The sequence below is a fragment of the Halomonas binhaiensis genome, from assembly GCF_008329985.2.
Taxonomy (GTDB): Bacteria; Pseudomonadota; Gammaproteobacteria; order Pseudomonadales; family Halomonadaceae; genus Halomonas; species Halomonas binhaiensis.
Genome location: NZ_CP038437.2, coordinates 4,071,589 through 4,096,578, shown reverse-complemented (window position 1 = coordinate 4,096,578; position 24,990 = coordinate 4,071,589). Strand labels below are relative to the sequence as shown.

Below are 24,990 nucleotides of genomic sequence, written 5' to 3'. Positions count from 1 at the left end.
GGAACAAGCCACAAGGGCGCCGATCCGGGCGCCCTTGTTGTTTCTATCCAAGCCGTTCCTTGTTTCTATTCAAGCTATTCCATTCAAGCATGTTCATGCCAACAGGCTGATCAGCCAAGCAGGTTGCCGGCAATACGCAAGCCTGCGATCCAAGTGCCGGCGGCAGAACCTATGGTGGCGCCGAGGAACACCAGCAGGGTGCGAGAAACGCGGTTACGCCACCAGCCTTTCACTTCTGTTACGTCGTGACGCAGGGTGGCGAAGTCGCGTACCTTGGGTTTGCGCATGGCCAATTCTACTCCGGCGGCGACAAAGCCAGCACCGATGGTAGGGTTCAGTGAGGTAAGAGGAGCGGCGAATACCGAGGCGATGATGGTGACGGGGTGCCCCAGGGCAATCAGTGCTCCAATGCCTGCCAGCACGCCATTGATCACGAACCACTCGCCTACCAGCTGCCAGCCAAGGTCAGTGTTGCGCGAGAAGCCGATGGCAAAACCAGTGAGTACTAGGGCGGTGATCAGCCAGGGAATCAGCTTCCATACCTTGGAACGCGGCTTGACGCTTTCCAGCGCTTCGATCTCGGCGGCAGGATCGACAGGAGCAGGCCCCTCCAGGTGCTCCGCCATACCCTTGAGATGGCCCGCACCGATGACGACCAGTACACGCTGGTACTCGCCAGGAGGGCACTGTTGGGCAAGGCGCATGACCATGTAACGATCACGTTCGCTGATCAGTGGGGTGTAGAGCGTCTCCGATTCAGCCGCGAATTCGCTGAAGGTGGACTCCAGTACATCGCCCTGCTTCAGCCGTTCGACTTCCTCTGCGGAGACATCCTGCCGCGACAGCACACTGCCCAGCAATCCTGAAATCAGATTGAAGCGCTGCCACCAGGGGACATTCTGGTAAATACGCTTGAGGGTGACGCCCACGTCTCGGTCGATCAGCAGCAGTGGCAGGTTCTTTTCCTGACTGGCTTCCAGAGCGGCGCGCATTTCGGCACCGGGTTCGATGCCGGACTGTTCGGCAATGCGCTGCTGGAATGCGCCCAGAGCCAGGTTGGCGGCCACCATGCCAGCCTTGCCCTGGCGGAAGATCTGGAACAGATCCTGTTCGCCCAGTGCATCAGGGTTGGCCAGGTTGTGATGGCGGGCATCGCATAATTCGATGGCGACAGCGTCGAACTCGCCAGAGGCGATCAGCGCTCGCACCTCATTGGCACTTTCGGCACTGACATGAGCGGTTCCCAGCAGGGTAAAGGTGGTGTCACCCACTTGCACATCGCGACGCGGACCACCGTCAGTCTGTGGCCGCTCGGCGATCAGAGTATCTTCGGTTTCGGACATGGGCCTCAGGGCCTGAAACAAATGAAGGATCGATTATCCACGAACGCTCGAGGCAGGCCAACCTGCCCCAATCAAGTACAGGACTGTTAAGACTCTGGAGATACCCTCCAGGTTCCATGATCAGCAGGCGGCTCGCACTCTCCTCATGCTGATCGTATCGGTGCTGAATGGCTTAGAAGAACGTCAAGCCGACCTGGAACAGGCGTTCGACATCCCTGATCTTGCGCTTGTCGACCACGAACAGCATGACGTGATCACCACTTTCGATCACCACGTCATCATGGGCGATCAACACTTCCTTGCCGCGCACGATAGCGCCAATGGTGGTGCCTGCAGGCAGCTTGATCTCGCCAATTGCACGACCCACCACCCTGGAGGACTGCTTGTCGCCATGGGCGATGGCCTCGATGGCTTCGGCAGCTCCCCGGCGCAGCGAGTGGACATTGACGATGTCGCCACGGCGCACGTGGGTCAGCAGGCTGGAAATGGTGGTCTGCTGGGGGGAGATGGCGATATCGATCTCGCCGCCTTGCACGAGATCCACATAGGCGGCATTGTTGATCAGAGTGAGCACCTTCTTGGCCCCCATGCGCTTGGCCAACATCGACGACATGATGTTGACTTCGTCGTCGTTGGTCAGTGCACAGAAGATATCGCAGTCCTCGATGTTTTCCTCTTCCAGCAGACGCTTGTTGGTGGCACTGCCATGAAGGACCACTGTGCGGTCGAGACGCTCGGACAACTGGGTACAGCGTTCCAGGTTGAACTCGATGATCTTGACCTGATGGCTGTGCTCCAGGTGCTCGGCCAGACGCTCGCCAATATTACCGCCTCCGGCGATGATCACTCGGCGGAAGTCACGATCGAGACGGCGCAGTTCGCTCATTACTGCTCGAATGTCCTTGCGCGCGGCGATGAAGAACACCTCGTCATCTGCCTCGATGACAGTATCACCACGTGGAATGATGGCCCGGTTGCGGCGATAGATGGCAGCAACCCGAGTATCGACATTGGGCATGTGGCGGCGCAGGAAGCCCAGTTCCTGACCGACCAGCGGACCTCCGTAGTAAGCGCGTACAGCCACCAACTGAACCAGGCCGCCAGCGAATTCCAGTACCTGCAATGCGCCAGGATGCTCGATCAGGCGGCGAATGTGGTCGGTGACTACCTGCTCAGGGCTGATCAGTACATCGACAGGTATCGCCTCATGGGCGAACAACCCCTGGCGAGCGAGATAGGCGGTGGCACGTACCCGGGCAATCTTGGTTGGAGTACGGAACAGGGTATGCGCAACCTGACAGGCCACCATGTTGACTTCATCGGAGCTGGTCACCGCGATCAACATATCAGCATCTTCACAGCCTGCCTGGCGCAGTACTGTGGGATAGGAAGCCGGGCCGGCCACAGTGCGGATGTCGAGACGGTTGTGCAGTTCTCGAAGGCGAACACCTTCGGTATCCACCACCGTAATGTCGTTATCCTCGCGAGCCAGATGCTCCGCCAGGGTGCCGCCGACCTGGCCAGCACCGAGAATGATGATCTTCATCGTTGTCCTGTCTGGGGCGTATGATGCGCTGCAATGAAATCGCAGCATAACTCAGCTGCCCGTTTGGGCAACAGGGTTGTGAGAGAGAGGCCATCAGGGCAGCAAGGAGCATTGACCTGCCCATGATGGCGGCATGTCAGATGGTCATTCCAACGTGAAGCCCACCTTCATCGTTACCTGCCAGTGAGCCACTCGGCCATTCTCGATATGGCCACGAGTATTGGTGATCTCGAACCAGCGTAGATTGTGGATACTCTCGGAAGCCTTGGAAATCGCTCGCTGGACAGCATCTTCGATACTGGTCTCGGAAGAACCCGTCAACTCGACCTGCTTGTAGACATGTTGGCTCATGACATTCCCCCTATTTATCTTCCATCATTCAAATTCCATTATGTCCCGTTATGCGCTTTCTTTTAGGAGTCTGGCATAAAAGAAGCCATCGTGGCTGTTGGGCACGGGTAACAGCTGGCGTCCGGCTCCGGCTTCACGTCCCCAACTGATTCCGCTTGGCATATGCGGACGGGCATCCGGTGTGCGTTCGAGAAACGCTGCTATCTGCTCACTGTTTTCCATTGGCAGCACCGAGCAGGTGGCATACAGCAGCGTGCCGCCAGGCTTGAGCAATGGCCAGAGATTATCGAGCAGTTTGGCCTGCAACTCGGCCAGTTGGGTAATGTCGCCCTGGCGGCGCAGGCGTTTGATATCCGGATGACGCCGGATGACGCCACTTCCGGAACAAGGGGCATCAAGCAGAATGGCATCGAAGGGAGTGCCATCCCACCAGTCACGCTCGGTGGCATCTCCCTGGGCCAGGGTGGCTGACAGCCCCAGGCGGGTCAGAGTATCTTCGACGCGGGCCAGACGAGTGGAATCTGAATCGATGGCCTGGAGTTGAATATCGAACAACTCCAGCAGATGCGCTGTCTTGCCGCCTGGGGCACAGCAGGCATCCAGCACTCTGGCGCCGGGACGTGGAGCGATGGCGGGACCGAGCAGTACTGCCGAAATTTGTGCAGCTTCGTCCTGAACGCTGACATGCCCCTGACGAAAATTGGGCAGGCTATCCACATCAATCGGCGTTTCCAGAGTCAGGCCATCCGGAGCATGAGCGCATAGATGTGCCGAGATTCCCGCAGCGCCGAGTTCTTCCAGGTAGGCCTCGCGGTCACTGAGACGACGATTGACTCGTAGGGTCATGGGACCGGGCTGATTGTTGGCTTCCAGAATGTCCTTCCAATCATCCGGCCAGGCCTGGCGCATGGTTTTCACCCACCAGCGCGGATGCAACAGTGCCACGGCAGGATCCCGGTCCGCTTCGGCCTGCAGCGTTGCGGATTCCCGAGTAAAACGGCGTAGACAACCATTGAGCACGCGGGTCGCCCAGGACTTGCCCAGCAAGCGTGCAGCTCCGGCTGTCTCGCCTACGGCAGCATGGGCAGGTATACGCAGGTACAGCAGTTGGAAGAGGCCAAGCAGCAACAGCGCCTGTACATCGGCATCGCGGCTCTTGAAGGGTTTCTCCAGCAACTGTGAGGCGATGGCCTCGAGTCGGGGCAGGGTGCGGCATACACCGAAGCACATGGCCTTGAACAGGGCGCGGTCCTTGGCAACCACCTGATGCTCATCCATGGAAGCCAGGGAGCCCTTGCCTGTGATGACTGGCACCAAGGCTTTGGCGGCCGAGAAACGTACGCATTCGCCCTTGTCGTTACGAGCATTGGTCGCACGGTTCTGGTGACGGCCGGATCTGGATGTCGTCATGTGACGAATGTCGGCATCACTCATGAAGGTGCCTCCGTGTTGGCTTTGCCATCAGCTTGGGGGTGACCGAAAGTCGATCCAATAGGAAAGCGGTCAGCGCGGGAGCGCAACAGCTCGCTTACGGGTAGTGCCTTGCCTCCAGGTAACTGGGCATGGGTAATGGCCAGACGCTCGCGGCCTTCCTTGCCGCAGGCCACGATCAGGCCACCTTGATGACTGACCAGGGTGCCGGGAACAGTGGCTTCGCCATCATCCAGCACATGGGCAAGATGAATGCGCAGGCGGTCATCGCCGAGGGCACACCAGGTGACCGGCCAGGGGTTGAAAGCATGAACCCGGGCGGCCAGTGCCGAGGCATCCTGGTGAAAATCCAGCTCAGCTTCGGCCTTGGATAGCTTGGCGGCATAGGTCGCGCCTGCTTCTGGTTGTGGCGTTGGTGCAAGCCCGCCTGCGGTCAAGGCATCCAGGGTTTCGATCAGGGCCTCTGCGCCGAGCTTGGCGAGAGTGTCGTGGAGTTCGCCGCCAGTGGTGGTCTTCGTGATCGGGGTAGTACGGATCATCAGCATATCACCGGTGTCCAGGCCCGCATCCATCTGCATGATGGTGACGCCACTCTGTGTATCGCCTGCCTCGATAGCTCGCTGGATGGGGGCGGCTCCTCGCCAGCGGGGCAGTAATGATGCGTGGACGTTGATACAGCCAAGGCGCGGAATATCGAGTACTGCCTGGGGCAGCAGCAGTCCATAGGCCACGACCACCATGATATCCGCATCAAGGGCTGCCAGTGCTTGCTGTTCGCCCTCACCCTTGAGGCTACTAGGTTGAAAGACCTCGATGCCATGCTTCTGGGCCAGGACCTTGACTGGGCTCGGTGTCAGCTTGCGGCCACGTCCTGCAGGGCGATCGGGTTGGGTATAAACAGCAATCACATCATGCTGGCTTGCCAGTAGTGCTGCCAGGTTGTCGGCAGCGAAGTCAGGGGTACCAGCAAAAATCACGCGCAGCGGTTGAGTCATGTTTGGAGCCTTGGCGGAAGAAGTGCTGGTACATGTTAACGGAGAGTGGCCCAAACGACGAAGGCCGGCAAATCACATTTGCCGGCCCTGGTTTCGATCTGTCGCAATTATTCAGGTAGCTATTTAGGTATTCAGGTAGCTATTTAGGCAGATTGCATCATGCGATGACGTTTCTGCATCTTCTTCATCACCCGGTCACGCTTCAGTGGTGACAGGTAATCGACGAACAGTACGCCTTCCAGATGATCCACTTCATGCTGGATGCAATGAGCGAGCAAGCCGTCAGCCTCGATCTCATAAGGCTGTCCATCGCGGTCCAGGGCCTTGAGGTGGACCTTGAGCGCGCGCGGGACTTCGGCGAAGTATTCTGGTACCGACAGGCAACCTTCCTGCATCGGTTCGCGCTCTTCACCAATGGGAGTGTATTCAGGATTGATCAGTACCAACGGTGTGGACTGGTCTTCACTGACATCAATGACGATGATGCGGCGGTGTACATCGACCTGGGTTGCAGCAAGGCCGATACCCGGGGCCGCGTACATGGTTTCCAGCATATCGTCGACCAACTTGCGGACCTCGTCATCGACGCTTTCTACCGGCGCAGCCTTGGTGCGCAGGCGTTCGTCGGGAAATTCGAGAATGGGGAGCTTGGCCATGACGTCATTACCATCGTCGCTGGAAAATAGAGAATGGATGCATTGTATGACGTTGGATCGGTTCAGGAATATAGGGTTCCCTCAATCCTTGTCATAGCCGTTCACTATAACACGCATATGGCATAACACGCATGAGTCCTTGGGGATGATTGAGACAGCGTAGTTACCTCAAGAGCGCTATCCATCAACGTTCTATAGTCAGTCGAGTTATCGTCAACTGACCAATGGTCAGTCGAATTCAGTCATTGTCTCGATAATTCATCAAGCTGCCATATGGAGTGCTCAAGGATGACGCTCACTTGTGTTGAATGGCTGGTGCTCGGCTCTTTGCCCCGGCTGGGCCTGGTCAGGCTGGCGGCCTTGCGCCAGCAGAACCCGCCATGGCCAACCGGATGGCTGGCCCATATGCCGACGGCAGCGGCGACAGCCCTGCGCCTGTGGCTTGATCACCCGAAACGCAGCCCGCTGTATGCCAGTGTCCAGAATGCCCTGGAATGGGAAGCTGCGGGGCTCGATCACCATCTACTCAGCCCTGAACATCCATGCTGGCCAGCGTTGCTGGAGCAGATAGCCGATCCACCTGCGGTCCTGTGGGCCCTCGGTGACATCAACGTTCTGCCTTCTCCTAAACTGGCCATCGTAGGGTCGCGTCGGCCGACCCGAGAGGGACTATTGAGCGCCAAGAGCTTTGCATCAGCAGCGGCTGGGCGGGGCTGGTGCATCGCCAGCGGCATGGCGCTGGGAATCGATGGCGTAGCCCAGCAGGCAGCACTGGATGCCGGGGGGGCCAGCATTGCCGTGCTGCCCGGCGGCGTCGACGTGATCTATCCTCCCCGTCATGCTGGGCTCTATCAAAGATTGCAGCGTGAGAACGGCCTGATTGTGGCGGAGCGCCCTCCCGGCTATAAGCCTTATCCGGGCGACTTTCCTCGCCGCAACCGCATCGTGACGGGATTGTCCTGTGGCGTGCTGGTGGTTGAGGCAGCAGAACAGAGTGGTTCGCTGATCAGTGCTCGCCTGGCGCTGGAACAAGGGCGGGAAGTCATGGCGTTGCCAGGATCGATTCATGCGCCCCAGTCTCGTGGTTGCCTGCATCTGATCCGGCAAGGTGCCGCTCTGGTGCGTGACATGGATGATGTCATTGAGGCGTTGTCCGGCTGGGGTCCCCGGTTGGGGCATGCAGCATTCATCGAGAGAGCGGAAGATGAGGCTGCCGATAGCTGGGGAGGTGGTACTGTCCGGGCAAGCCAGAAAGATAATGATGAGGCGAGCCGTCATGCCCGAGCGATGGAAGCATCATCACCGTTGCTGCGTTGGCTCAGTCAGACACCGACGCCGGTGGATGTCCTGATCGAGCTGGCGGGCTGTGATGTCGCCACTTGCCAGCGCGAACTGACCCAGTTGGAAATGGAAGGGCTGGTAGCGCTGGTGCCGGGAGGTTGGGTGCGACAGGCGGCTTGATCTTTCCTCCTGCGCGCGGGAATTCATGCACAGACCCCTTAGGCTCCTTCCATGCACATGTTAGGATAACGGCCCATCACTTAAGCCCTGATTGAGTCGTCATGATCGATTCTGCCGTTCTCGATACCGCGGTGCAGGCACTGCAGCGCGGCGGTGTCATTGCCTATCCCACTGAAGCCGTCTGGGGGTTGGGGTGCGATCCGGATAACCCGGATGCATTGACCCGGCTGCTGCAGCTCAAGCAACGTGATCCTGCCAAGGGAGTGATTCTGGTAGCTGCCAGCATTGAGCAGTTTGCCCCTTGGCTCGATCAACTGACCATCCCGCAACGCGAGATACTGGAAACAAGCTGGCCGGGTCCCAATACCTGGTTGGTACCGGACAATGGCCGCACGCCAGCGCTGGTGCGTGGAGAGCATGACAAGGTAGCGTTGCGCGTCAGTGATCATCCGGGGGTGCGTCAACTGTGCCAGGCATTTGGCGGTCCGCTGGTGTCTACGTCTGCCAATCGCGCTGGGCAGGACCCTGCAATGAGCGAAGCCGATATTCGCGAGATCTTTGCCGGACAGCTTGATGCCATCGTTCCCGGTGCGCTGGGTGGCAATCCTCGTCCCAGTACTATTCGGGACTTGTTGAGCGGCAGCGTACTGCGTGCATGAGTCGCAGTCGGCGAGCATCAGGCGGCAGTAAAATGCCTCTGATGAAAGCTTGAATGGCGTGCTTGAATGTAGTGAAAGTTGAAAGCCAATCGGAGGTCCTGTGACCCAGCCTAACCTTGATGCGGTGAAACATTATCTGCTCGATCTTCAGGATCGCCTGTGCGAGGGCTTGGCCGGGGCCGACGGCTCTGCCAACTTTCATGAGGATGCCTGGCAGCGTGAAGGCGGCGGTGGTGGTCGCACGCGGGTGATCGAGGAGGGTGCTCTGTTCGAGAAGGGCGGGGTGAACTTTTCCCATGTCTATGGCGACAAGCTGCCGCCTTCTGCAACAGCGGCGCGTCCAGAGATGGCCGGTCGCGGCTTCCACGCCGTCGGCGTGTCCTGGGTGCTGCATCCACGCAATCCACATGTGCCCACCAGCCATGGCAATGTGCGCTTTTTCATTGCCGAAGCCGAAGGCCAGCCGCCGGTATGGTGGTTTGGCGGTGGTTTTGACCTGACCCCCTACTATCCGCATCTGGAGGATGTCCGCCACTGGCATCAGGTCGCCCAAGGTCTGTGCCAGCCCTTTGGTGATGATGTCTATACCCGCTATAAGTCCTGGTGCGATGACTATTTCTTTCTCAAGCATCGTGGTGAAACCCGAGGCGTAGGGGGGCTGTTCTTCGACGACTTGAATGAGTGGGGCTTCGAGCGTTGCTTTGCCTTTCAGCGCGCGGTGGGAGACGCCTTTCTCGAGGCATACCTGCCGATCATCGAACGCCGTCGTCACCAGCCCTGGGGAGAGAACGAGCGGGACTTTCAGCTATACCGCCGAGGGCGTTACGTGGAGTTCAACCTGGTATGGGATCGTGGCACGCTGTTTGGCCTGCAGAGCGGGGGGCGTAGCGAATCCATTCTGATGTCGATGCCTCCTCTTGCTCGCTGGGAATACGATTATCACCCCGAGCCGGGCTCCGCCGAGGCTGAACTCGATGACTACCTGCGCCCTCGCGACTGGTTAAATGAATGATGGACTGACGTGTGTTCAGCCCCTGATGAGGAATCTCGATGACCGATCGTTACTGTGTATTCGGCCACCCCATAACCCATTCAAAGTCCCCGGCTATTCACAAGGCTTTTGCTGCGGAAACCGCCCAGGACATGATGTATATCGCCATTGAAGCGCCTGTGGATGATTTTGCCGGCGCCTGGCGTACCTTCGTCGCGGATGGAGGCAAAGGAGCCAACGTCACAGTGCCGTTCAAGGAAGATGCCTATCGTCTGTGCGATCGTCTTAGTGACCAGGCCAGACGGGCAGGTGCAGTGAACACACTCAAGCTGGAAGCGGATGGCCGTGTCTATGGTGACACCACGGATGGTGTTGGACTGGTAGCGGACCTCAAGCGCCATGGCGTTCAGCTTGAAGGAGCACGAGTGCTGCTGCTGGGGGCTGGAGGAGCCGTAAGAGGTGTGCTGGCGCCTCTGCTTGGAGAATCACCCAGTGAACTGCATATTGCCAATCGCACTGCACACAAGGCTGAGTCACTGGCAGCGGATTTCACGGATCTGGGCAATATTCTGGGTAGCGGGTTCGATGCGATTGGCGGCCGCTACGATGTTGTGATCAATGGTACTAGTGCCAGTCTGGCGGGGGATCTGCCACCCTTGCCAGAGACGCTGTTCAATGATGGTGCCTTTGCCTACGACATGATGTACAGCGCTGAGCCTACGGTATTTCTGGCATGGTCCGAAGCCAGGGGGGCACGTTGCGTTGATGGATTGGGCATGCTGGTAGAGCAGGCTGCAGCATCCTTTGCTCAGTGGCGTGGAGTGGTGCCTTCCACGGCCCCTGTGCTGTCTGCCTTGCGCGAGCAGCTCAAGGCGTAAATTTGGTTTTGAGCAAGCGCAGACACTTATTCCGACATTCCCCTAGTCGCGTATCTTGCCGCGTAGCGCCTTGGTATTACCGCGGCGGGTCTTGCTGTCCATCCGCCGTTTCTGGGAGCCCTTGCTGGGCTTGGTTGCCCGGCGTGTCTTCTGTGTCTTGGTGGCATCCGTGATCATGTCATGCAGCCTTTGCAGGGCATCGGCCTTATTGAGCTCGAAAGTACGATAACGCTGAGCCTTGATGATGATCACGCCATCCTGTGTGATGCGGCTGTCGGTGATGGCCAGCAGCCGTTCCTTGTAGAAGGGGGGCAGGCTGGAATGTGGTACATCGAAGCGCAGATGAACCGCTGAAGCCACCTTGTTGACGTTCTGCCCGCCCGCGCCCTGGGCACGAATCTGGGTGATCTCGATTTCTCGGGCGGGGATGGTCACGTTACTGGAAAGGCGAAGCATGGTGAAGACTCACTCATCCGCCAAGACGGGCACGCCTGACAACCACTCGGGGACAGGGCTGCCTTCATCCCAGGCAATCAATACCAGCAACTGCTGTCCTTGTTCCTTCCAATGCTCACAAGCCTCTCCCATCAGGTTGAGGAAGGTGGTCATTGCCTGAGTGTCGTGCGAGGACTGGTCGGTGTTGGGCAATACAATGATCTTGTGTTCGCCGGCCTGCCAGGTCAATTCTGTCAGGCAGTCCCAGGCAGCATCCCAGTTGTGCCCAAAGTGATCCGGGAAGTTCAGTCCCCGGGCCAGCCCATCCAGAAGCTCATCCCTGCTCCATTGCGTTACCGGCAGCTTGTGCCAGTTCAGCACGACGACCTGTGGAACGACGGTCGCGTCCAGGCTTTCGGCTGCTTGGGCCGACAGCCGGTAGACGCCATTTTGAGGAAGTTGAATGCTCATCAGCGTTCTTCCAGCACAATGAAGGAATCGTAGTGATCCGCGGTGTAGTAGAAGATTTCCGGTGGATTGCCTCCAGTGACAATTCGCCGTGCACCACGGTGATCGAGTCCAGGTGTCTCGACGGTATATTCGTGATAGTAGCCCCGAGGCTCATTCGGCAAGCGTCCTTCACGGTTCTGGAAGACCGTGCCGTCCTGTGAGTAGGGGAATGGGCCTCCGTTGTCGATCAGGCGCATGGTGGCGTCGATCTGCGCCTGGCCTTCCAGATGCCCTGAGCCTGCCTGCTGGCTGTCGGCTTGTGGTGTGGTCTGCTCGATCGTCTGGGTGTTCGAGTCCTGGGCAGTGTCTCCCAGCCAATGCCCAGGGTCCTCGTAAATCACCAACCCGGCAATGGCCAACACGGCAATCATCAGTAATCGTTTCAGCATGGAGGCGTTCCCTGTCGTCCCTTCATGAGTGGGTAATGCTTGGTTCTCGAAAGCCATTTATTTCGTTATTGATGCTTGACTCAATATGTTGCCATAAAAGAGAAAACTCGTACCGTTTCGATTTCCACACACCGGCGGTGCGGTTTTCCTGTACCACGGTGACTGCTTGGCGCTGGACATTGGTCGAAGTTGCAGAAAGTTCTGCAGTGTAAGGCCGTCTAAGACAAGCGTGATCTGTGCATGCCCCTAAGCCATCTGCCAGTGACGGAATGTCCTCACCCTTGGTGGGCCTGCCGAAAGCGCTTGGTTACCAGAGCTGAACCGACCAGGGCTTCGATGCTTGGTTGGCAGTCACAAGCGGAGACAGACATTCAGGCCACAAATGGCTGACCTGATTCAAGTAGACTCGCCAGATCATCGAAGCTCTGGGAGTACAGCCGAGGAGAAGCTACTGATGATATTGCTGCTGGCCGCATTGCTGGGAATATTGGCACAGCGCACCGGACTATGCATGGTGAAGTCCGTACAACGCTTGAGAACCAGGCAGCCGGGGCTGCTTATTGTGATACTGGGATGTGGTGTGTGGTTCTGGCTGGCAACACCGGTATTTACCGATACGCCATGGAGCAAAGGCATCACCCGTTATGCCAGTACGTGGCCATTTGCTCTTGGTGGAGGACTTTTTGGCATTGCGGCTGCTTTCAATCAGGGATGTACCCTCTCCACACTGACGGCACTGTCACGTGGTCACTATCATATGCTGGCCACCATGGCCGGCTGGGTATTGGGCTGGTGGTGGCTGGGTTGGCTGTCACCTGTTATCGAATATCAATCTCTCGGTGGTGCCCACCCTCCACCATGGTGGTTGATTGGTATTGCCGCAGTCGGGTCAGTACTGATCATCTGGCGGTTGGCGCCAAGTCATCGTCGCATCTATGCCGGTGTGATGGTTTTCGGGGCAACAGCTGGGGTTCTCGGGATAATGGAGCCTTCCTGGTCTCCCAGCCAACTGATTGAGCAGGTCAGTACCCGGGTGCTGACAGGAAGACTGCCATGGCCGGATATGCAACGGGTGTTGATCAGTATTGCATTGGTGGCCGGAATGATTCTCGCGGCAACTCCGCGGGTCTCCTGGCGTCAGTATCAGAGCGGCCCGACACGTTGGGCCAAGCATCTTCTTGCTGGTAGTGTCATGGGCGTGGGGAGTGCTCTGGCTCTTGGTGGCAATGATAGCCAGCTACTATTGGCGCTGCCTTCCGGTTCTCCTGCTGCCGCTCTTGCTTTGGCCAGCATGATTGCCGGTATCTGGTTGGGGTTGGCGATAGAGCAGCGTTACCTTTGCCGAAAGAAAGCCCTGTGATATCGACAGCCGACAGTCACGCAGAGACGTTGTGAACGCTACAGCAGCCATTATAGGCAGCAGGAGTAATGCGGCTTGTGGTGCGGCATCATTTCCGCGTCTCGAGCTCTGCCAGGAAAAGCTCTCTGTTAGGAAAAGCTCTCTGTCAGAAAAGTTCTCTGTCAGCAAAGCTTTCGACCAGAAAAAAAGGGGAGCCCCTGAGGGCTCTCCTTTTGTTTGTTTAGCTGGCCAGACTCAGCCTGCATGGTCTCAGGCAGAGGGAGCCTTGCACTGAGGCACTCGTCCTGCCGCCTGGGCTTGCTGGTAGAGTGCCATGGCCTCGGACATGTGGGCTTCCAGGCCGGAGATACGGCCACTGTTGCTCGGGTGGGTGGACATCCACTCAGGCGGTTGGCCACCGCCGGAAGCCGCCATGTTGTGCCACAGGTCGATGCTCGCACGAGGATCGAAGCCTGCATTGGCCATCAGATCCAGACCGATGGTATCGGCTTCACTTTCATGGCTGCGAGAGAAGGGCAGCAGGATACCGTATTGGGCACCCATGCCCATGGCGGCCATGGCCGCATCACTTCCAGCCCCGCCACCAGCACCGAGCAGGGAGCCGCCCACAGACATGCCTAACTGAGTAAGGCCTTGGGTAGAGGCTCGCTCATTGGCGTGATGGGCAAGGACATGGCCGATTTCGTGGCCGATGACCGTTGCTACCTGATCCTGATTGGTGGCGACCTTGAGCAGCCCGGTATTCACCCCTACATAACCGCCGGGAAGGGCGAAGGCGTTGGCATCATCAGACTTGAAAACCTTGACCTGCCAATTCTGATCGCGCTCTTCCGGAGGCAAGACTGCGACGATATTGCGGGTGATGCACTGTACATACTCGAGCGGAGCCCCATTTACGCTGGGCAGCTCCTGCTGGTATTGCTGGAAGGCCTGAGCTCCCATCTGGTCGAGCTCCTGATCATTCATCATCAGCAACTGGCTACGTCCAGTGGGAGACGTGGTACAGGCAGCCACTGACACCATCAGCGCACACACGCCGAGGGATTTCATCAATCTCATGATCGACTCCTTGAGAGTAACTGCGGAAACACCGGATCATGGGGTGAGCATGCGGCGGTGGCTCCGACAGGAAAGGCGAGTAATGTTGTCAAGATACCTGTCCCGTGGCGATGGTCAATCGCAAAAGCATGCACAATCTGTCGCCAATGCCCTACGCTTGTGGCCCTTGGCCGATATCTGGCCGCCGCAATGCAATTCAGAATCAAGACAGTGCGAGCAAAAGCACTGCGGAAGAGTAAGGAGAAAACAGCATGGACACCGACTTCACCCAGCGCTTGATGCAGGTTCTGGACCGGCTCGAGCCCTGGCTGCCAGATACACCACCGCGCGTCGATTGGACGCGGGATGTTGCCGCGCTATGGCAACGACATGCCCTGGGAGGGCATCTGGTTCCCGTACCGCCTCGTGACGCCATGAGTCTCGATGATCTGGTCGGTGTTGAACGTCAGAAAGAAGCCCTGCTGGCCAATACTCGGGCCTTTCTCAAGGGGCTGCCGGCCAATCACGTGTTGCTGTGGGGGTCTCGTGGCAGCGGCAAGTCATCCATGGTGCGCGCACTGTTGAACAGCCTGTCGGATGAAGGGTTGCGCCTGATACAGGTGGACCGCCATGACCTGGCTGGCCTGCCAGTGCTGGTAGAGCAGTTGCGCCGGGAGCCTGCACGTTTTGTGGTGTATTGCGATGACCTGTCCTTCGAAGGTTCGGATGATGCTTACAAGGCGCTCAAGAGTGTGCTCGATGGTACTTTGACCGGCCCGCCGGACAATGTTCTGCTCTATGCCACGTCCAATCGTCGTCACCTGCTGCCTGAACATATGAGCGATAACGACGCATCCCATCTCACCTCGGATGGAGAAGAGCTGCATCATGGTGATGCAGTGGAAGAGAAGATCTCCCTGTCAGACCGTTTCGGCCTATGGCTGGCCTTTCACCCATTCAATCAACAGAGCTATCTGGATACCTGCCAGCATTGGGTTGGGCGTCTGGGGCGCTCGGGTGACTGGAACGAAGAGGCGCAACTGGCTGCCGTGCGCTTTGCTACCTTGCGTGGTGGACGCAGCGGGCGCTGTGCCTATCAGTTTGCTACTGACTGGGTGGGTAAGCGTCGGCTGCATGAGGGCCTCTGACAGCGGGAAATATTGCCGCTCCTCACAGTAACGCACCGCCTATTGGCGGTGCGTTGCTGTGAGGGCTGTTCAGGTAATCGTGGAGGCTAGCCTTGGGGGGTCAGGCTGCCATCCTCACCCACATTCAGGCGAATGGTGGGGGTAAGCAACCCTGAAGGCAGGGTCATGCCCAGTCCCGTCAGATCGCCAGGGGTAATGGCAAGCTGGCTGCCGGCGGGCAGTTCTCCTTGGCGCGCCAACTGGGCAGCCATTTCGATCATGGGCTTTAGCTCTTCTCTGTCGCCAAAGATGTCAAAGCTGATCGGCAGGCGCAGATTGGCATCCTTGCCTGAAGTAAGCGTCACGTTTTCCTGATAGTCACCGCTGACCTGCTCTACACCGGGCATGTCCAGCGTCCACTTGAAGCCGGACATTTCCACGGCAGGCATGCCGACAGGCAAGCCTAGCCCCAATGCCATGGTGGCCTGCACCGGTAGACTGCCTGCGCCAAGGCTGGATAACACCAGAGAGGTGATATCGCTGGTATCGAGGCCGGCATTGATGGAAAGCGGGCCGATCTTGACGTTCTCCACCCCCAGAGAGGTCACGGCAAGCCGAAAGGCATACAGGCCTGCCGTGGGCAGCGTGAAGCAGCCTGCCAGCATGAAGGTCAGGCAGAAAGGGACAAGCAGACGGATACGCCGTACACGGCGCGTAGAACGGCTCAGCATGAAGGATATCTCCGACCAGTCAGAGGAGTCGTGGCGTCAGGGTGCCCTGTTCGGCACAGTTGGTGATCGGGTACTAGAGTAAGACGAGTCGTGAACCAGGGGAACAGCACTTATAGGGTAGTGCTGTTCCCCTTGGTGGGGGGGCTTATCTTGGTAGAGAGGTTCTCTTGATGGAGGGCTTCTCTTGATGGAGAGCTTCTCTGGCGAGATTCTTTCTTCTAAAGAAGCCGCTCTAGCCAGTCTGCCATTAACGACGGGACTTGCGGGCATCCTTGGTGCGGTTCAGCTCGCGTTTCTTGGCCTTCTCGCGGTCTGAAGCATCTGCCATGCTGTCGAAAGGGTTCTTGCCGGAACGGAACTCGAAGCGTATCGGGGTGCCGCGTACCTTCAATACCTTACGGAAGGTATTGGTCAGATAACGCTTGTACGCTTCGGGCAACTGATGAGTCTGGTTGCCATGGACCACGATGATCGGCGGATTGGAGCCACCCTGGTGGGCCATGCGCAGCTTGATTCGGCGACCATTGACCATGGGCGGCTGATGCTGTTCGACGGCATCCTGCAGCAGTGTGGTCAGGCGGTTGGTGGACCAGTGGCTGTTGGCTGAAGCGAAAGCTCTCTCGATGGACGGGTAAAGATCACCCACCGCCGTACCGTGTAGCGCAGAGATGAAATGCAGCTCGGCGTAGTCGGCGAAGCCTAGACGGCGCTTGATCTCAGCACGCATCTTTTCCTTGGCTTCCTGTTCCAGTCCGTCCCACTTGTTGACTGCCAGTACCAGGGCACGACCGGTCGTCAGCACGTAGTCGAGCAGGTGCAGATCCTGTTCGACAAGCCCACTGCGAGCATCCAACACCATGATGGCAACATGGCATTCCTTGATCGCATCCAGGGTCTTGATGATCGAGAACTTTTCGGCCACCTCGTGAACGTTCTTGCGGCGGCGGACACCGGCAGTATCGACCAGCACATATGGCTTGCCGTGACGTTCGAAGGGGATTTCGATGGCATCACGAGTGGTGCCAGCCTCGTCGAAGACGACAACACGATCTTCGCCCAGCAGGCGATTGACCAGCGTCGACTTGCCCACATTGGGGCGACCGATCACCCCGATACGAATACCCTTGGTACCGGTGTCGGCAGGGATGTCCATATCGCGTTCGGGGAAAGGTGCGAGCACCTCGTCTATCAGCGTGGTCACATTGCGGCCATGGGCTGCGGCGATGGGGCGAGGATCTCCCAGCCCCAACTGCCAGAAGTCGGCCATGGCGGAATGTTCTTCCAGGCCATCTGTCTTGTTGACCACCAGCCAGGTCTTTTTCTGGTTGATGCGCAAGTGGTTGGCGATAGCCTCGTCAGCCACATTGAGGCCGGCCCGAGCATCGACCAGGAACAATACGATATCGGCTTCATCGATGGCTTGCAGGGACTGCTCCGCCATCGCTGCATCGATGCCTTCTTCATCGCCGCTGATACCGCCAGTATCGATGACGGTATAGGCCTTGTTGCCAAGCATGCCATTGCCATACTTGCGATCCCTGGTCAGACCAGGGAAATCAGCAACCAGGGCATCCCGCGAGCGGGTCAGGCGGTTAAACAGGGTCGATTTGCCGACATTGGGGCGGCCGACCAGGGCGATCACGGGGGTCATGGGCGGATGTCCAGAGCCTCCAGGCTTCCGTCATTGGCCAGAGCATATACGCGCTTGCCATCGGTAACAGGGCGTACGCTGATACCAGATTTATCGATACGGGTACGTCCCACCAAGCGGCCACTGTCGGCGTCGATGAAGTGCACGTACCCTTCGTTGTCGCCGACTACGATGCGTCCATCGGCATAGGCGGGGGCAGTAAGGGAGCGGCCATAGAGATCATCCATGGTCCACAGTTCGCCACCGCTACCGGCATCGAAGGCCGTCAGGCGGCTGGCCTCATCGACCACATAGAGTGTCTCGCCGACCAGAACAGGAGTGTGGTAACTGGACATTTCCTTGTACCACAGGGTTTCACCGTTCTGAGCGTTGAGAGCCACTGTCCGGCCGTTATAGCTGGTCACGAACAGGCGACCATCCGGAGTCAACGCGGGCTGGCCAGCGACATCAACCAGACGGTCGACTTCATTGCGCCCAGTGGAGACAGCGATGGTGCGCTCGGAAAGCTGCTGCCCACTGCGGTTATCCAGGATAGCCAGGTGGCCGTTGGCAAAGCCGGCAAACGTGACCTGGTCGATGGCAGTAGGGGTGCCGACGCTGCGCAGTGACAGTGCTGGCATGTTGGCACGATAGGTCCACTGGCGATCGCCACTGACACGGTCCAGGGCGGTGACGCTGCCATCCACGGCCTGCACGATCAGCAGGTTGGTCGTTGGCTGAGGGGCTGCCAGCACTTCGCTGGATACGCGGGTACGCCACTTGACCTTGCCATTGGACTGATCGATAGCAACCACCTGGCCATTGCGGGTGGCCAGATAAAGCACACCCTCCCGTGCTGTCAGGCCACTGGATACCGGGTTATCGAGTTCGATTTCCCAGCGAGTGTCGCCATTCGAGGTGTTGAGAGCTTCAACCAGCCCTCTTTCATCGGCAGCGAAGAGAGTGTTGCCATCAAGCGCAGGCTCGATGGGGTAGGTCGCATTGCCCAGGCCCTTGCCGACGCTTTCGCTCCAGCGTTCTTCCACCTGGGTGGAAGCTGAAATGGATTGCAGCTCCTTGGGCTTGAAACGGGGCTCCACATCGCTGGCACAGCCGGCCAGAAGGGCAGTAATGGCGGCGCTGGCTGCCAGGGCTTTCATGGGCTTCATAGCGTGACCTCCTTGTCACCCAGGTTATCAAGCTTGAGGGCGATGCCGTACAACGGCTGACCACTTTGCTCTGACAGGTTCTGGGCTTCATTCCAGGCTTCGCCAGCAAGGTCTTGCTGGCCGTTGGCATAGTAGACGTCGCCACGGATATTGGCGCGCTGAGCAGCGAGAGTATCGGGAATGTCTCCGTCCAATGTGGCCAGGGCGGCATCATTCTCACCCTGAGCACTTTGCAATCGGGCCAGACGCAGACGGGCAATGCCGACAATGTAGGCATCGTTGTCGTCGTTGATCAGTGTTTCCAGGCTGGACTTGGCAGCCTCGAACTCACCAGCATCCACCTGGACCCGTGCATTCAGCAGCAGGCCGAGATCGGTATAGAGGCTGTCACCGTGCTCATTGCCGAGTTGCTCACTCAGTTGTTTGGCCTGGGCTCGTGCACTGTCGTCGAGCTGATTACGGCTGGCCAGGTCAAGTAGCTGCTGATATGTCACTGAGGCAGCAACGGCCTGGTTGTGCTGATAATCCTGCCAGTACTTCCAGCCGAACACACCTGCTGCAGCCAGGGCTGCACCAACGATCAGGGCCGTACCGTTTTCCTTCCACCAGCGCTTGATAGCATCAAGCTGTTCTTCTTCGCTTCTCAGGTCCGCCACGGGCGGTCTCCTTTTGATCTGTCGTCATGCGGTCGCTGTGGACAGCAGGGAATCCAAGGTTGTAGCCAATGCGCTCTGGGCGACAAGACACTGTTCACGGTCGTCACGCAGGAACTTGACCGCTACCTGTCCGCTTGTCAGCTCGCTTTCTCCCAGCAGCAAGGCGATACGGGCTCCGCTGCGGTCGGCTTTCTTGATACGGCTCTTGAAGCTGCCGCCGCCGCAGTGCAGCTGTACATTCAGCTTCGGCGAATCATCACGCAGGTGTTCGGCCAGCGCCATGGCGGCACCATCTGCGGACTCGTCCATGCCCAGTACATAGATATCCAGGGGGGCTCGCGCTTCTGCCGGTACGATGTCCAGCGTCTCGAGCAGGAGTATCAAGCGCTCGATTCCCATGGCAAAGCCTACCGCTGGGGTCGGTTTTCCGCCCAGCTGTTCGACCAGCCCATCATAACGGCCACCGGCGCAAACTGTGCCTTGGCTGCCGAGCGCATTGGTGGTCCACTCGAACACGGTGCGGCAGTAATAGTCGAGCCCGCGTACCAGGCGCGGATTGATGACGTAGTCGATACCCGCGGTATCGAGGCGGGCAGTGAGGGCTTCGAAGTGCTCGCGGGACTCTGCGTCAAGATGGTCCATCAACCTTGGGGCACCGGCCAGCATCTCTGCCATGTCCGGATTCTTCGAGTCCAGAATGCGCAGAGGGTTGCTGGTCAGGCGACGCCGGGAATCTTCGTCGAGCAGCTCATGATGCTGCTCGAAGTAAGAGACAAGCAGGTCTCGATAGGCGGCACGTGCTTCGTTGGAACCCAGGGAGTTGAGCTCCAGGGTGACATGTTCGAACAGGCCTAGCTGCTTCCACAGCCGCGCTGACAGCAGTATGACCTCGGCATCGATGTCCGGACCGTCCAGGCCATAAGTCTCGACACCGACTTGGTGGAACTGGCGATAACGGCCTTTCTGCGGGCGTTCATGCCGGAACATCGGGCCCTGGTACCACAGGCGTTGGGTCTGGTTGTGCAACAGGCCATGTTCCATGGCGGCCCGCACCGTACTGGCAGTACCTTCAGGACGCAGTGTCAGGCTGTCGCCATTGCGGTCCTCGAAGGTGTACATCTCCTTTTCGACGATATCGGTGACTTCGCCGATGGAGCGCGAGAAAAGAGCCGTCTGCTCGACGATGGGCGTGCGGATCTCGTCATAGCCATAGCGTTTCATCAACGCCTGAACCTGACTTTCGAAGTACTGCCATACCGGAGACTGGTCCGGTAACAGGTCATTCATGCCACGGATGGCCTGGATCTTCTTGCTCAATGCTGACTCCTTAAAGGAAATGCCCTATCGGGCACTTCCTGAACACTCTGGGGGCCTTCTCATGCGATTCGCGATGCGTGCTTCGCCATGTTGTCGGCGACCGCTATTGGCGAACTGACTAGCCCTGGCGGACGATGACATCCTGTTCGGCAGCTTCCTTTTCACGAACCTTCTCGCGGATCAGCGCTTCCAGGTCATCGACGAGATGATCGTTGCGCAGTTTGCTGGCCGGTTTTCCATCGATGTACACGAGGTTGTTAGGGCTGCCGCCAGTAAGGCCGAGGTCGGCTTCCTTGGCTTCCCCTGGACCATTGACGACGCAGCCGATGACGGCCACATCCAGTGGCGTCCGTACATCTTCCAGGCGCTCTTCCAGGGCGTTCATCGTGCTGATGACATCGAAATTCTGACGCGAGCAACTGGGGCAGGCGATGAAGTTGATGCCCTTGGCGCGCAGGCGCAAGCTCTTGAGCATATCGAAGCCGACCTTGATCTCTTCGACCGGATCGGCGGCCAGGGACACGCGAATGGTGTCGCCAATACCATCCATCAACAGCATGCCCAGCCCGATGGAGGACTTCACCGTTCCTGAGCGCAGCCCGCCTGCCTCGGTAATACCCAAGTGCAAGGGTTGCTCGATGCGTTGTGCCAAGTCGCGATAAGCGGCGACGGCCATGAACACATCAGACGCCTTGACGCTGACCTTGAAATCCGGGAAATCTAGGCGCTCCAGGTGATCGATATGACGCATGGCGGATTCGACCAGAGCCTGTGGTGTTGGTTCGCCGTATTTCTTCTGCAGGTCCTTTTCCAAGGAGCCTGCATTGACGCCGATGCGAATCGGAATGCCGTTGTCCCGAGCAGCTGAAACCACTGCCTTGACCCGGTCTTCACGACCGATATTGCCTGGATTGATGCGCAGGCAGTCGACACCAAGTTCGGCTACACGCAGGGCGATGCGGTAATCAAAGTGGATATCGGCTACCAGAGGAACCTGGGTGCCGCGCTTGATTCTGCCGAAGGCTTCGGCCGCCTCCATGGTGGGCACCGATACTCGGACAATGTCCGCTCCGGCCTGCTCAAGGGCGCGAATCTGGGCAAGAGTCGCTTCCACATCCAGGGTGTCGGTGTTGGTCATGCTCTGCACAGAGATGGGGGCTCCACCTCCTACCGGAACAGTGCCGACATGGATCTGGCGGGATTGGCGTCTTTGGATCGGTGAGTGTGAATGCATGGCGGTGAAATCACTCCCCCAGAGTAAAGCGGGCGACATTGCTGGCACCGGCGCGCTGGCGCAGGTCAACAGTTTCGCCACGGTAGTTCAGCTCAACGCCGGAAGCGTTGCCAATGACCAGGCGGAAGGGTGGTTCGCCTTCTACTGTGGCCTTGGTGCCGGCACCTTGCAGTCCGCTCAGGACTCTGGTGTTGGTACCATCATAGATTTCGGTCCAGGACTGCTCATTGAACGACAGCTGCAGGGTATTCGCACTAGCGTCGCTGCCAGCTTCCTGCGCTGAAGTAGCATTGGCTTCTTCCTCGGCATTGGCGTCGGGTGCTGCCGCTTGTGCCTCTGCTTCCTGCTCCGCGGCCGCTTCGGTTGCCGCGACGATGGCCGAGGTCTGTGGTTCTGCAGTCTCAGTCTCGGCAGCTTCTTCAGCCACCGCAGCGGCGCTGTCAGTCTCAGGCGTGGGCTGTGGCTGTGCCTCGTCTGGCTCAGGGCTGGTCTCTGTGCGGCTGCCATCGATGCTGTCTACCGATACAGGGCCATTGTCCCCGACAGTGGGGGGCTCGCTGCCACCACGGCTTTGCCACCACATCAAGGTAAGGCCAACAACACCAGCAATGACGACCAGGGTCATCAGGCGGAACAGCCAGGCACCTAAGCGCGAGGGAGGCTTGGCAATGTATACCGGTGTGACCTTGCGCTCTATTTCTTCATTGCCCATGCGTGCCTGGTACAGGTCCATCACCTGCTTGACGTCGACACCCAGCAGTTGTGCGTAGCTGCGCAGATAGCCGCGACGATAGGCCGCCACTGGCACCTCGTCGTAGGTGTCCATTTCCAGGCTTTCGATCACAGCAGCACGCAGGTTGAGCGCTGTCCCTACTTCGCTGCATGAAAGCCCCTGGCTTTCGCGTGCGTGACGCAGAATGGCACCGGGGGATGCGGGAGCCTGAGACGGGATGACATCGGGTTCGCTGTGTGGGGTGTCGCTCATGGCTGAGCATCCTTCATTTTGAAAACAGTTATCAACATGTGTTTAGTGGCGAACATCATTCAAGAATTCTTGCCCTGCTCCGCAGCTATAGCCTGAGTAATGGCAGTCGCCAGATGCTGGGAGTCCGGTGTCACCCCGACGAGGTGAACATAGCGATTCAATTGTGTCTGGGCATGTTCGAGGTTGCCCTGTGCATATTCCAGCTCTGCCATGGTGAGAAAGCTCAGTGGCTGGCGCGGATCAATCTCCTGTGCCCGTACAAGGGCTGCCCGGGCTGGCGCCAGTCGGCCAAGTTCCCACTGACATCGCCCCAGGTTTGCAAACAGCTGGGCGCGATGGTCGTAGTGTATATCCATGGCAGCCTGCTCCAATTCATGGCAGGCAGATTCCGTTTGCCCCTGATCATACAGGAAGGCGGCGTAATTGTTGCGTGCTCGGGTGAAGTTCGGGTCTTCGTCCAGAGCATGCTGGAAGTACTCATCAGCCAGCTCGTTCTCGCCCTGCTGTTGATAGACAAGCGCCATCGCCTGAAGTGCCCCAGGATCGTTGGGATCGAGAGCAAGGGCTCGGTTCAGTGCAGTTGCAGCGCGAACCAGATTGTCATCCTGCAGGTATGCCTCGCCCAACTCCCGGTAGGCCATGACGGGACTATTGTCTGAACTGGTGGATGAAGTGCTGGCACAACCCGATACACCGAACAATACCAACGCAGCGAGAAGGCCGCAGGCAAGTACCCTGGGTGTGCTCGGTCGGTGCGTCATGGCATCCTCTTCATGTCGGACTGGTGTCATCCGTGCTGGCCCCATCGTCAGCACAAGGCAGGTATTTCTCCAGAGGCGGAGAAAAAGCCCGACCATCAAAGCGCTACACCCTCACGAAGTCAAGCTGGCAGAGGTTCAGTCGGCATCGATCTGAATCGACTGGATATAACGCTCGTGACGTCGTGTGCGGTCCTTGACTCGTCCAACCAACTGGCCACAGGCTGCATCGATATCGTCGCCACGTGTGGAGCGGATCGGTGCTGTGTAACCCAGCTCATACAGCCACTGTTGAAAGCGCATCACCTGATTGCGGGAAGGCTTTTCGTAGCCGGAATGAGGAAAAGGATTGAACGGGATCAGGTTGATCTTGCAAGGTAGCTCACGCAGCAGTTCGGCAAGCTGCTGGGCATGTTCCTGTTGATCATTGACCTCCTTGATCACGGTGTACTCGATAGTGACCAGGCGAGTGTCATCGCACTTTTTCAGGTAGCGCTGACAGGCGTCAAGTAGCGTGCGGATGTTGTACTTGCGGTTGAGCGGCACGAGCTCGTTGCGCAGCTCATCGTTGGCTGCATGCAGAGAAATGGCCAGGCTGACGTCGAGTTCGTCGCCCAGGCGGTCGATCATCGGAACGACACCCGAGGTGGAGAGTGTCACGCGACGCTTGGACAGACCATAACCACAGTCATCCAGCATCAGCTTCATGGCGGGTATGACATTGTCGTAGTTGAGCAGCGGCTCCCCCATGCCCATCATTACCACATTGGTGACGGGGCGCTGAGATGTATCACGGCAGGGGCCCGCGCTGCGGGAGGCAACCCAGACCTGTCCGATGATCTCGGCGGCAGTCAGGTTGCGCTGAAAACCTTGTTTGCCCGTGGAGCAGAAACTGCAATCCAGAGAGCAACCTACCTGGGAAGAGACACACAGGGTGCGACGTTTGCCGTTGTCGGCAGGAATCAGCACCGTCTCTACATAACTGCCATCCTCGACTTCAACGACCCATTTGCGCGTACCGTCGTTGGACGTTCCTTCGTAGACCACCTTGGGACCACGGATTTCAGCCGTCTCAGCCAGGCGTGCACGTAGCGCCTTGGACAAGTTGGTCATGGCCGAGAAATCATCGCAACCTTCATGGTGAATCCACTTCATTACCTGGGTCGCACGGAATTTCTTCTCGCCGATGGAGACGAAGAAGGCTTCCAGCTCCTCGCGGGTCATGCCGAGCAGATTGGTACGTAGGGGGGCGGTGGTGGTCATAGGCAGTCGGTGGGTCGGGGCAGAAGAGGCGGGAAGGTGAGGTACCTCCCCGCGGAGGGCTTTCTGGGCAAATAAGC

25 protein-coding genes are annotated in these 24,990 nt (G+C 58.4%); 6 read left to right on the top strand and 19 right to left on the bottom strand.

The window, feature by feature from the left end; genetic code table 11:
* Positions 1 to 110: 110 nt before the first annotated feature.
* The 6 genes from E4T21_RS17965 to def all read right to left on the bottom strand — a co-directional run bounded on the left by E4T21_RS17965 (position 111) and on the right by def (position 6,322).
* Positions 111 to 1,343 carry a TraB/GumN family protein gene (locus E4T21_RS17965; RefSeq protein ID WP_149286339.1) on the bottom strand — a complete coding sequence of 411 codons (1,233 nt, stop codon included), beginning with the start codon at positions 1,341 to 1,343 and terminating at the stop codon, positions 111 to 113.
* A gap of 172 nt (positions 1,344 to 1,515) precedes the next feature.
* On the bottom strand, positions 1,516 to 2,889 hold the full coding sequence (gene trkA, locus E4T21_RS17960) for a Trk system potassium transporter TrkA (protein WP_149286338.1): 1,374 nt from the start codon (positions 2,887 to 2,889) through the stop codon (positions 1,516 to 1,518).
* Positions 2,890 to 3,033: 144 nt separating this feature from the next.
* Positions 3,034 to 3,240 (bottom strand): dodecin, encoded by a 207-nt coding sequence (locus tag E4T21_RS17955; protein WP_149286337.1) that lies wholly within the window; start codon positions 3,238 to 3,240, stop codon positions 3,034 to 3,036.
* 48 nt (positions 3,241 to 3,288) lie between these two features.
* The gene (gene rsmB, locus E4T21_RS17950; protein ID WP_149287315.1) at positions 3,289 to 4,650 is read right to left on the bottom strand and encodes a 16S rRNA (cytosine(967)-C(5))-methyltransferase RsmB; all 1,362 of its coding nucleotides are present in this window, start codon (positions 4,648 to 4,650) and stop codon (positions 3,289 to 3,291) included.
* 20 nt (positions 4,651 to 4,670) lie between these two features.
* Positions 4,671 to 5,666: a methionyl-tRNA formyltransferase gene (gene fmt / locus E4T21_RS17945; protein WP_149286336.1), complete on the bottom strand. Its 996-nt coding sequence runs from the start codon at positions 5,664 to 5,666 to the stop codon at positions 4,671 to 4,673.
* Between the two features lie 143 nt (positions 5,667 to 5,809).
* Positions 5,810 to 6,322, bottom strand: coding sequence for a peptide deformylase (gene def / locus E4T21_RS17940; RefSeq protein ID WP_149286335.1), 513 nt, complete (start codon positions 6,320 to 6,322; stop codon positions 5,810 to 5,812).
* Positions 6,323 to 6,610: 288 nt separating this feature from the next.
* On the opposite strand from def, the gene dprA reads away from it, so the two are divergent.
* The 4 genes from dprA (at position 6,611) to aroE (ending at position 10,311) form a co-directional block, all read left to right on the top strand.
* Positions 6,611 to 7,783: a DNA-processing protein DprA gene (gene dprA, locus E4T21_RS17935; RefSeq protein ID WP_149286334.1), complete on the top strand. Its 1,173-nt coding sequence runs from the start codon at positions 6,611 to 6,613 to the stop codon at positions 7,781 to 7,783.
* A gap of 101 nt (positions 7,784 to 7,884) precedes the next feature.
* A complete protein-coding gene (gene tsaC / locus E4T21_RS17930; RefSeq protein ID WP_149286333.1) occupies positions 7,885 to 8,442 on the top strand; it encodes an L-threonylcarbamoyladenylate synthase type 1 TsaC in 558 nt (185 codons plus the stop codon).
* 100 nt (positions 8,443 to 8,542) lie between these two features.
* The gene (hemF, locus tag E4T21_RS17925) at positions 8,543 to 9,454 is read left to right on the top strand and encodes an oxygen-dependent coproporphyrinogen oxidase (RefSeq protein ID WP_149286332.1); all 912 of its coding nucleotides are present in this window, start codon (positions 8,543 to 8,545) and stop codon (positions 9,452 to 9,454) included.
* Positions 9,455 to 9,492: 38 nt separating this feature from the next.
* A complete protein-coding gene (aroE, locus tag E4T21_RS17920; RefSeq protein ID WP_149286331.1) occupies positions 9,493 to 10,311 on the top strand; it encodes a shikimate dehydrogenase in 819 nt (272 codons plus the stop codon).
* 42 nt (positions 10,312 to 10,353) lie between these two features.
* On the opposite strand, the gene arfB is transcribed toward aroE, so the two are convergent.
* Genes arfB through E4T21_RS17905 form a run of 3 tightly spaced genes read right to left on the bottom strand, consistent with a single transcriptional unit; the run spans position 10,354 to position 11,645 of the window.
* Positions 10,354 to 10,767 (bottom strand): alternative ribosome rescue aminoacyl-tRNA hydrolase ArfB, encoded by a 414-nt coding sequence (gene arfB, locus E4T21_RS17915; protein ID WP_149286330.1) that lies wholly within the window; start codon positions 10,765 to 10,767, stop codon positions 10,354 to 10,356.
* 9 nt (positions 10,768 to 10,776) lie between these two features.
* Positions 10,777 to 11,217: a barstar family protein gene (locus E4T21_RS17910; protein WP_149286329.1), complete on the bottom strand. Its 441-nt coding sequence runs from the start codon at positions 11,215 to 11,217 to the stop codon at positions 10,777 to 10,779.
* Complete coding sequence (locus E4T21_RS17905) at positions 11,217 to 11,645, bottom strand: guanyl-specific ribonuclease (RefSeq protein ID WP_149286328.1); 429 nt, start codon at positions 11,643 to 11,645, stop codon at positions 11,217 to 11,219. The genes E4T21_RS17910 and E4T21_RS17905 overlap by 1 nt, the downstream gene beginning before the upstream one ends.
* Positions 11,646 to 12,099: 454 nt before the next feature.
* On the opposite strand from E4T21_RS17905, the gene E4T21_RS17900 reads away from it, so the two are divergent.
* Positions 12,100 to 13,005 carry a YeeE/YedE thiosulfate transporter family protein gene (locus E4T21_RS17900; RefSeq protein WP_187775036.1) on the top strand — a complete coding sequence of 302 codons (906 nt, stop codon included), beginning with the start codon at positions 12,100 to 12,102 and terminating at the stop codon, positions 13,003 to 13,005.
* A gap of 249 nt (positions 13,006 to 13,254) precedes the next feature.
* On the opposite strand, the gene E4T21_RS17895 is transcribed toward E4T21_RS17900, so the two are convergent.
* Positions 13,255 to 14,064: a M48 family metallopeptidase gene (locus E4T21_RS17895; protein WP_149286326.1), complete on the bottom strand. Its 810-nt coding sequence runs from the start codon at positions 14,062 to 14,064 to the stop codon at positions 13,255 to 13,257.
* Positions 14,065 to 14,315: 251 nt separating this feature from the next.
* Here E4T21_RS17895 and E4T21_RS17890 point away from each other — a divergent pair, with 251 nt between their 5' ends.
* Positions 14,316 to 15,191, top strand: a complete 876-nt coding sequence (locus E4T21_RS17890) for an ATP-binding protein (RefSeq protein ID WP_149286325.1) — start codon at positions 14,316 to 14,318, stop codon at positions 15,189 to 15,191.
* Between the two features lie 86 nt (positions 15,192 to 15,277).
* On the opposite strand, the gene E4T21_RS17885 is transcribed toward E4T21_RS17890, so the two are convergent.
* The 9 genes from E4T21_RS17885 to rlmN all read right to left on the bottom strand — a co-directional run bounded on the left by E4T21_RS17885 (position 15,278) and on the right by rlmN (position 24,913).
* Positions 15,278 to 15,901: a hypothetical protein gene (locus tag E4T21_RS17885; protein ID WP_149286324.1), complete on the bottom strand. Its 624-nt coding sequence runs from the start codon at positions 15,899 to 15,901 to the stop codon at positions 15,278 to 15,280.
* A 247-nt stretch (positions 15,902 to 16,148) separates the two neighbouring features.
* The gene (der, locus tag E4T21_RS17880) at positions 16,149 to 17,552 is read right to left on the bottom strand and encodes a ribosome biogenesis GTPase Der (RefSeq protein ID WP_149286323.1); all 1,404 of its coding nucleotides are present in this window, start codon (positions 17,550 to 17,552) and stop codon (positions 16,149 to 16,151) included.
* Positions 17,549 to 18,700, bottom strand: a complete 1,152-nt coding sequence (bamB, locus tag E4T21_RS17875) for an outer membrane protein assembly factor BamB (RefSeq protein ID WP_149286322.1) — start codon at positions 18,698 to 18,700, stop codon at positions 17,549 to 17,551. Before bamB ends, der begins: the two co-directional genes overlap by 4 nt.
* Positions 18,697 to 19,356 (bottom strand): YfgM family protein, encoded by a 660-nt coding sequence (locus E4T21_RS17870; RefSeq protein WP_149286321.1) that lies wholly within the window; start codon positions 19,354 to 19,356, stop codon positions 18,697 to 18,699. Before E4T21_RS17870 ends, bamB begins: the two co-directional genes overlap by 4 nt.
* Positions 19,357 to 19,380: 24 nt before the next feature.
* Positions 19,381 to 20,673: a histidine--tRNA ligase gene (gene hisS, locus E4T21_RS17865; RefSeq protein ID WP_149286320.1), complete on the bottom strand. Its 1,293-nt coding sequence runs from the start codon at positions 20,671 to 20,673 to the stop codon at positions 19,381 to 19,383.
* Between the two features lie 118 nt (positions 20,674 to 20,791).
* The gene (ispG, locus tag E4T21_RS17860) at positions 20,792 to 21,907 is read right to left on the bottom strand and encodes a flavodoxin-dependent (E)-4-hydroxy-3-methylbut-2-enyl-diphosphate synthase (protein ID WP_149286319.1); all 1,116 of its coding nucleotides are present in this window, start codon (positions 21,905 to 21,907) and stop codon (positions 20,792 to 20,794) included.
* A 10-nt stretch (positions 21,908 to 21,917) separates the two neighbouring features.
* Positions 21,918 to 22,892 (bottom strand): RodZ domain-containing protein, encoded by a 975-nt coding sequence (locus E4T21_RS17855; RefSeq protein WP_149286318.1) that lies wholly within the window; start codon positions 22,890 to 22,892, stop codon positions 21,918 to 21,920.
* A 59-nt stretch (positions 22,893 to 22,951) separates the two neighbouring features.
* Positions 22,952 to 23,653: a type IV pilus biogenesis/stability protein PilW gene (gene pilW, locus E4T21_RS17850; RefSeq protein ID WP_149286317.1), complete on the bottom strand. Its 702-nt coding sequence runs from the start codon at positions 23,651 to 23,653 to the stop codon at positions 22,952 to 22,954.
* Positions 23,654 to 23,788: 135 nt separating this feature from the next.
* The gene (gene rlmN, locus E4T21_RS17845) at positions 23,789 to 24,913 is read right to left on the bottom strand and encodes a dual-specificity RNA methyltransferase RlmN (RefSeq protein ID WP_149286316.1); all 1,125 of its coding nucleotides are present in this window, start codon (positions 24,911 to 24,913) and stop codon (positions 23,789 to 23,791) included.
* Positions 24,914 to 24,990: the final 77 nt, after the last annotated feature.

Coding starts and splice junctions, on each gene's coding strand:
- rlmN (WP_149286316.1), bottom strand. CDS start 24,913: ATGACCACCACCGCCCCCCTACGTACCAATCTGCTCGGCATGACCCGC.
- aroE (WP_149286331.1), top strand. CDS start 9,493: ATGACCGATCGTTACTGTGTATTCGGCCACCCCATAACCCATTCAAAG.
- E4T21_RS17900 (WP_187775036.1), top strand. CDS start 12,100: ATGATATTGCTGCTGGCCGCATTGCTGGGAATATTGGCACAGCGCACC.
- rsmB (WP_149287315.1), bottom strand. CDS start 4,650: ATGACGACATCCAGATCCGGCCGTCACCAGAACCGTGCGACCAATGCT.
- E4T21_RS17965 (WP_149286339.1), bottom strand. CDS start 1,343: ATGTCCGAAACCGAAGATACTCTGATCGCCGAGCGGCCACAGACTGAC.
- pilW (WP_149286317.1), bottom strand. CDS start 23,653: ATGACGCACCGACCGAGCACACCCAGGGTACTTGCCTGCGGCCTTCTC.
- E4T21_RS17895 (WP_149286326.1), bottom strand. CDS start 14,064: ATGAGATTGATGAAATCCCTCGGCGTGTGTGCGCTGATGGTGTCAGTG.
- E4T21_RS17955 (WP_149286337.1), bottom strand. CDS start 3,240: ATGAGCCAACATGTCTACAAGCAGGTCGAGTTGACGGGTTCTTCCGAG.
- E4T21_RS17905 (WP_149286328.1), bottom strand. CDS start 11,645: ATGCTGAAACGATTACTGATGATTGCCGTGTTGGCCATTGCCGGGTTG.
- der (WP_149286323.1), bottom strand. CDS start 17,552: ATGACCCCCGTGATCGCCCTGGTCGGCCGCCCCAATGTCGGCAAATCG.
- def (WP_149286335.1), bottom strand. CDS start 6,322: ATGGCCAAGCTCCCCATTCTCGAATTTCCCGACGAACGCCTGCGCACC.
- tsaC (WP_149286333.1), top strand. CDS start 7,885: ATGATCGATTCTGCCGTTCTCGATACCGCGGTGCAGGCACTGCAGCGC.
- arfB (WP_149286330.1), bottom strand. CDS start 10,767: ATGCTTCGCCTTTCCAGTAACGTGACCATCCCCGCCCGAGAAATCGAG.
- trkA (WP_149286338.1), bottom strand. CDS start 2,889: ATGAAGATCATCATTCTCGGTGCTGGCCAGGTCGGCGGCACCCTGGCG.
- E4T21_RS17855 (WP_149286318.1), bottom strand. CDS start 22,892: ATGAGCGACACCCCACACAGCGAACCCGATGTCATCCCGTCTCAGGCT.
- fmt (WP_149286336.1), bottom strand. CDS start 5,666: ATGACTCAACCGCTGCGCGTGATTTTTGCTGGTACCCCTGACTTCGCT.
- ispG (WP_149286319.1), bottom strand. CDS start 21,907: ATGCATTCACACTCACCGATCCAAAGACGCCAATCCCGCCAGATCCAT.
- E4T21_RS17910 (WP_149286329.1), bottom strand. CDS start 11,217: ATGAGCATTCAACTTCCTCAAAATGGCGTCTACCGGCTGTCGGCCCAA.
- dprA (WP_149286334.1), top strand. CDS start 6,611: ATGACGCTCACTTGTGTTGAATGGCTGGTGCTCGGCTCTTTGCCCCGG.
- bamB (WP_149286322.1), bottom strand. CDS start 18,700: ATGAAGCCCATGAAAGCCCTGGCAGCCAGCGCCGCCATTACTGCCCTT.
- E4T21_RS17890 (WP_149286325.1), top strand. CDS start 14,316: ATGGACACCGACTTCACCCAGCGCTTGATGCAGGTTCTGGACCGGCTC.
- E4T21_RS17885 (WP_149286324.1), bottom strand. CDS start 15,901: ATGCTGAGCCGTTCTACGCGCCGTGTACGGCGTATCCGTCTGCTTGTC.